This window comes from Candidatus Cloacimonadota bacterium (genome assembly GCA_019429305.1).
Taxonomy (GTDB): Bacteria; Cloacimonadota; Cloacimonadia; order Cloacimonadales; family JAJBBL01; genus JAHYIR01.
Map to the genome: position 1 here is coordinate 1 of JAHYIR010000044.1, position 7036 is coordinate 7036.

Annotated in this window: 3 protein-coding genes and 1 tRNA gene; 2 read left to right on the forward strand and 2 right to left on the reverse strand. The window is 39.3% G+C overall.

Translation table 11 applies throughout. From position 1 onward, the window contains the following. The first annotated feature begins 567 nt into the window (after positions 1–567). Together K0B81_09580 and K0B81_09585 are read left to right on the forward strand one after the other, a co-directional pair. Positions 568–2094: a tetratricopeptide repeat protein gene (locus tag K0B81_09580; protein MBW6516843.1), complete on the forward strand. Its 1527-nt coding sequence runs from the start codon at positions 568–570 to the stop codon at positions 2092–2094. A gap of 45 nt (positions 2095–2139) precedes the next feature. Then, positions 2140–3264 (forward strand): N-acetylmuramoyl-L-alanine amidase, encoded by a 1125-nt coding sequence (locus K0B81_09585; GenBank protein ID MBW6516844.1) that lies wholly within the window; start codon positions 2140–2142, stop codon positions 3262–3264. 17 nt (positions 3265–3281) lie between these two features. On the opposite strand, the gene K0B81_09590 is transcribed toward K0B81_09585, so the two are convergent. After that, positions 3282–3357: transfer RNA gene (locus K0B81_09590), tRNA-Gly, on the reverse strand. A 330-nt stretch (positions 3358–3687) separates the two neighbouring features. Then, complete coding sequence (locus tag K0B81_09595) at positions 3688–6219, reverse strand: VCBS repeat-containing protein (protein MBW6516845.1); 2532 nt, start codon at positions 6217–6219, stop codon at positions 3688–3690. Positions 6220–7036: the final 817 nt, after the last annotated feature.

The following is a 7036-nucleotide window of genomic DNA, read 5'->3' on the forward strand; positions in this document are numbered from 1 at the left end:
ATCCTTTTCTAATCTGTTTCTATCCGTGGTCCAATGCTTGCTTTCCTTCCGCGGGAGCGTCTAAATCTTTTCTCAGTGTTCTCTTTTTTTCTCCGTGTTCTCTGTGCCTCCGTGGTTAATTTTTTTCTCTTGCTAAGCTTCCGCTGGGGCATCCGTGTATATCCTTTTCTAATCTGTTTCTATCCGTGGTCCAATGCTTGCTTTCCTTCCGCGGGAGCGTCTAAATCTTTTCTCAGTGTTCTCTTTTTTTCTCCGTGTTCTCTGTGCCTCCGTGGTTAATTTTTTTCCTTGCTTTGGTTTCCATTGACTTGCTCTTACCACCATCGGTTTTAACAAGCGCAATTTACTCGTTACATGATATAGGCATAAAATTCTACAGAGTAATAACTTAGTAAAGAAAAATATAAAACAAAAATCAATTAATTTAAACTTTTTCTTGACAGATACATGAGAATAATGACTTTAATCTTCTACTACAACACGGGATAACAAATTAGATGATCAAAAAGCCACGAGGCCAATAGAATGTGCGACTAATATTGTCGCCATAAAGACGAGGAGAGTTTTATGAAATATCATAAGTGTGTGTTAGCCTTAGCTTTGCTATTAATATGTTCCATTCCATTATCAAATCTATTCGCTCAGGCAGCTATTACAGTAACCGATATCTACCAGAGAGATTATGATTTGATAAACCGAACGGTTATAGTTTTCAATGGGCTACCGAACTATTCTATCGAACCTCGACCGGCAAATCGTCAGATAATAATCACTGCTGAAAACACTCAACTCCGTCCTAATCTACCTCTCGTTCAATCCCTTGTTAGTCCCGTCTTGGAATCGATAAGAGTAACAACAACTCCTCAAGGTCATTTACAGATAGTGATTAGTACCAGAAGACAATTCTATTTGGAGAACTTCAGATTAACAGCTCCCGACAGGTTAGTATTCGATATATATAATAAGGAATTTCCTGAAACAGACAGAGAGAAGTTTGCCTTTGGTAGGTTTTATTATACCGTAGGTCAACTCGGAAAAGCAGAAGAGTTTTTACGGGAGGTTTTACTCAGTAGTCCAGCTATAACAGATGCCAATTATTATTTGGGAAAGATACTGCTCAACCGTGGTGAATTGGCTGCTGCTGCCGAGAGTTTTCGCCGGGTAAGTTATAATGATTCTGAGTACTTACAAGCTCAGATGGAATTAACCAAAATGGGTCTTGTAGAGCTGGAATATTCACAGGAAATGGAACAGGTATTTATGGAATTAAGGGATTACTTTTTGCGAGCTGGCAATTTAAATCGTCAACAACTGATGTTGGCACTGGCAAGTTCTATCTATGGTAATCCGGCTGAGACAGAAGCGATACTCTCCCGTATTGATTATGATGACCCCAACGTTGAAACGATGATCAATAACATTCGAGAGATCTATATCAACTTAACTGAGACAGATATATCCCCCTCACTGGTTACAATCATCAGTCCTCCACCAGTAGGAAGAGGAATAGATTTTAGAAGTATCTTAATATTCGTGGGAATTTTACTGATTGCCACTGCCCTAATAGTTTATCTGATCACCTATTCTGTCTGGAAGAAAAGATTGGAACGTAGCATTCTCTCTGTTGATAAAAAACCTGAAAAACCGAGACTGAAGAAATCAGCCAAAGAGCGTCTTGCTGAAAAAATAGTTTCTGAAGATAAAATTTCTCTACCAACAGAAGAACCACAAAAGTCACCAAAACAAGTAAAAACTGCAGCAAGATCCACAGCATCCACAATAGTGAAAAAAGAGAAAACCGTTCCTAAAGCAAAACCGGTAAAGAAAGTGAAAACACCTGTTAAGAAAGTCAACCAAGCAGTTAAGAAGAGACCGGAAGTGAAGAGATCTTCACCTGTCGGTAAGACAACAAAAACTACCAGCACTCTCAAGCAAAAGAAAACTACAAAAAGCATCTCTTCTGATGCTGATAGTATCAGAACCCAACTTGTTCTCAAACTCTATGAAGATGGCTGGAATCAAGATGCTATAGCTAAAGAGTTAGGAATGGAGATTTCTGACGTAAGAGTGATCATTAGCGTCAGAGAAAATTGATCGTTTTGCCTAACATTATACAGAAAGGGTAGAATATATCGTAACATGAAGCAATTACTTATCTTATTGATAGCCCTGTTGTTACTCTCATCATTACCTGCACTGGAGCGAATCAGAGTTGAATACAGAGACGATATAGATCCCGATTATATCAATATCAGCTACATCGACAACATTCCCTATTTGAATATACAGGAGTTGAACAAGACACTCAACGCCTTTATCTACATAAATGTAATTGATAGAAGAATTTATCTCGATCTATATGAAGAACGTTTGATCTTCATGCTCGATTCTTCTTTCTTACTGCACAGAGCAGATCTCTATAATTATATTTATAGTATGGTTTTTTATCAGGGTAGATATTATGTGCCGCTGGTCTTGGTACAGAATGTTCTACCACTTGTTCTATCTGATAAGCTTCAGTTTGATAAAACTACTCAAACACTCTATGCCGAATCTCCGGTCGATACATCTTTCCGGGTCATAGTGATAGATCCAGGTCATGGCGGTAAAGACCCAGGGGCAGTTAATCGGGCAGAAACAGTGAGAGAAAGCGATATTGTCCTTACTGTTTCCAAGAAGTTAAAAAAACTGATCGAAGACAATCTCGATGTAGAGGTCTATCTGACCAGAGAAGATAACCGAGGGATGAGTCTCTTTGAGCGCACAAATTTTGCTAACAGAAAAAATGCCAATCTCTTTATTTCCATACATTGTAATGCAGCTAAGAATCGTTCTGCTTCAGGGATTGAGGTTTATTTCCTCTCACCGGCAAAAACAGAAGAAGCTTTAGCTGTTGAAATCTTAGAAAACCGAGTCGTTGAATTATACGAAGGTGGAGAGGAAGCTGTAAGACGTTACAGTACTTTGGATTATATTTTGGACGATATGCTTAAAGCAGAGCAGATAAAAGAGAGTAGTTATTTAGCGTTTAGATTACAGGGAAATCTTGTCAAAGCAACCGGAGCAAAAGACCGCGGCGTTAAACAAGCCGGATTCCATGTCTTGAAAGGTGCTCACATGCCTTCTGTTTTGGTTGAACTTGGTTTCATATCCAATCTTCAGGAAGAAAAAAAACTAGTTGATCCGGCATATCAGCAGAAGCTCGCAGAAGCGATGTTGAACGGGATCAGGAGCTATATCTATAATTACGAGATGTTTCGTTAATTTTTATACTTAAAAAATGGAGCGGGCAACGGGACTTGAACCCGCGACATTCAGCTTGGGAAGCTGATGCTCTACCAACTGAGCCATACCCGCTCGCTGATTTAAATTCCGCAAAGTGAAGAAAGATGTCAATAATCTTTTTTTTGTTACCTTGAGTGGTAAGCATGTTGAATCTGGCCAGAAGAAAAATAAATAACCACGGAGACACAGAGTACACAGAGAAAACATATTAGGTTCCAGCGGTAGAATTAGCTTCGAAGAAACAGAAATGTAATTCAAATAGGAAGAATGAATACTTTTCTTTTTTTCCCCTCATATTTTACTACCGCAGGGGCATAAAGTATATTACTTTTTCTTTTATCTTTTTCTCTGTGTACTCTGTGTCTCCGTGGTTAACTACCTCCTTGCTTCGCTTCCTTGCCTTTACTTAACCATCATCCCCTTCCTGACATCAACATCCCCTTCACTTGTTCTGAACAGGAAAAAATAGATCCCCGAAGCACACTCTCTTCCACTCTGATCCAATCCGTTCCACCAATATATATGTCTCCCTTCGTCATACAGACCATCTTTCACAAGAACCCTGACTAATTGACCTTTCATATTATAGATCTCGAGTGTTATTAGCGTTGCTTTATTTATAGTGAATGAGATATCGGTGCCGATATTGAACGGATTGGGATAGATTCCTGTTAATTTGTTATCCAGTAGCAAGTTAGGTGGTTCTGGCACCTCATCAGAAGGAGGTATAAATACGGAAACGGGTCCATGAATTTCGGTTGTCAGATCCAAATCTATTGCCTCTAACCAATAGTAATACAAAACATTCTGCTCAACATCAGTGTCGAGGTAAGTATAGATGTTAGTTAGAGTTGTATTAGATCCCAAAATTATAAAGGGATTTACCCTGATTGCTTCTGAGAATACAAGGGTGTCATTACGGTATATGTTATAGCCGAGACAGTTAGTTTCCGATTCACTGATCCATTCCAGCTGGATTTGATGATCAGCAGTAGCAATAGCTGTAAAGGAAGAGAGTTCAATAGGTAACGGATCATCTTCATAAGCGGGAAAAACGATCTCCAGATCTCCGGTTTCCATAGAACTGTTGATAGTAAAGAATATATTATCTGCATACCATAAGCCGTTGTTTAGAACAGTTGCATAAGCTTCAGCCGGTTTTATCCGGTAATAGATCTCATGGGGGATAAAATCAAGATCGGGATTAATGTTCAGATCGGCATCATTAAAATCTATCCCTGAAAGTGTTAAGACTAATCCGGCATTAGAGATCGGCATCTCTTCACCACTCCAGCTGGAATTAATAGTGATCCTGTTATCGATCAACACATTCGAAATTTCTAACTCTGGATATATCTCCTGTAAAATCAGGGGATTATACACCGGTTCAATTAAAGAAAAAGCTATCTCTGCTGAGAAAGGTGAACCGAGCAAACCATTATCAACTGATTGTGCTGCTGCGAAGTAATAACCTGCTTCTAACTTCAAATGCCAGTTTCGTTTAAGTTCAGCTAAGGAGGGAACTCGTCTCTGACCTGTTTCATCAGCAAGAGGTGAGAGGATATCATGACTACCCGGGGTAGTGCCAACCAGCATATTGTATCTCAAAGCTTCGGAAGGTGTTGTGTCGTCTATACTTCCACTGAACGAGAAATAAACAGTTGTTCCAATTTTAGTATGAGATAGCACCGGTGCAGTTGGTGGGATATTAGCTACCACAGTATTGTTTTGATAGATCTTTGCTGTTGTAGATGTGCCGGAATCCCTTCCTGCCATAAGAATATCGAGTTTACCGTCATTGTTAAAGTCACCCCAAGCTACAGAACTTTGGATTATGCTCTGCAGACCGGCATCAATTTCAATAAACCCTAAATGCTCTCCAAACTCGTTATTTCCCAGATTCTTATAGATCTTTCCCTGATATACATTGTTAGGATTCTGACCAGTGAACAGAATATCTAAATAACCGTCATTATCAAAATCACCCCAAGCAACAGAACCCATATAAATCCCGGTCAGAGTAGTATTTACTTCTTCAAATCCAAGATGATCACCCCAAAGATCATTCCCTTTATTACGGAAGAGTTTAGTTATCCTGACATTATTTGGGTCTCTGCCAGTGATAAGAATATCCAGGAAACCGTTATTATTATAATCCCCCCAGGCAAGGCAAGCATTGTCAACACCCGGCAGGTCAATATTAACCTCACTAAATGACCCGTCACCATTATTCCGATATAGCTTGGCTATTCTCTGTGTTGTAATGTCATAATATCCAGATATCAGGATATCCAAATAACCGTTATTATTGAAATCACCCCAAGCTGCTGATGCCGAATAAACACCCGGAAAACTCGCTCCTATATCAGCAAAATGATAATCGCCATTCTCATCGGGTCCTAAGTTCTCATAGACTCTCGTGATCCCGATAGCTCCATGCCTGCCGCAGATCAGAATATCCTGCAGTCCGTTGTTGTTAAAATCACCCCAAGCAATAGAACCCCTCTCTACTGCCGGTAATCCGCTATCAATTGGGGTGAATGTTCCATCCCCTTCGTTTCGATAGAGAATAGTAACATGATTATCACCAACTTGTATTGAACCCGATAGTAGTAAGTCGGGTAATCCATCATTGTTAAAATCACCCCAAGCAACAGAACTTAGATCTACTCCTTGTAATACCTGATCTAAAACACTAAAAGTACCGTCTCCATTATTTGCATAAATTATTGAACTGTAACGTTCTATAGGGGATGCATTACCGGTTACTATAGCATCTAATAAGCCGTTATTGTTGATATCACACCAAGCAACATCAGCCAGATTAACACCAAGCAACCCGGCATTGATATCACTAAAAAGATCGGCAGAGATTGAGCATGGTTTAAGGCAGTATAATGCAAATATCAAGACCATCAAGCAGAGTACTTTCATGACTAAATGCCTCCGCAAGTTATTTTTTATGACTATTATTTATCAAGATATTATCTATTATTGCTTTGGTTTAATTAATCATTTAAGCGATAAACTTTATAAATCAAAAATTAGATTTAATGTTATATTTGTCAACCACTTTTTTCATAATCTTTCTCTTTTTGCTCCATGTTTCTCTCTCCAACGGACTTGCTTTGCATCTTTCTGCACCCTGAGCAGAGCGACGGGTGCCACATGATAGCCAGCGGTTTTAACCGCTGGTAATGGGTCGTAGAGCCATTGGGTGGTGGGCGGGATTCGATCCATGACCAGACACTGAAGTATCTGGCTATCTTATGTCATACCCCATTCGGGGCATGAAAAAACACTTTTTTACTTCTTGCTCTGCACCCAATGGACTTGCTTTGCATCTTTCTGCACCCTGAGCAGAGCGACGGGTGCCACATGATAGCCAGCGGTTTTAACCGTTAATTGTAGAGCCGGGAGTTTTTCTTTGTTACTTTCTTTTTCCGATGAAAAAGAAAGTAATTTAAGATAAGTTGGGAGTTTTTCTTTGGTTCTTTTCTTTTGTCGGCACAAAAGAAAGAACATAATAAATATAAGTTAATCCGTGCTGAGATCTCTCCATTCCGAAAGATTCACTTTGTGACTCTTTCTCCAGTCGAGATGATTAATTCCTTTGCTCTTGTTATTACTCAGCTAGTAGATCATGTTTTTTTTCTTTTTCATTTGTGTGTATTGGTGGTATTATTAGTGTGTTTCGTGGACAATGCTTGCTTAACTTCCAATGGACTTGCTAAACCTTCTTTAGTTTTCA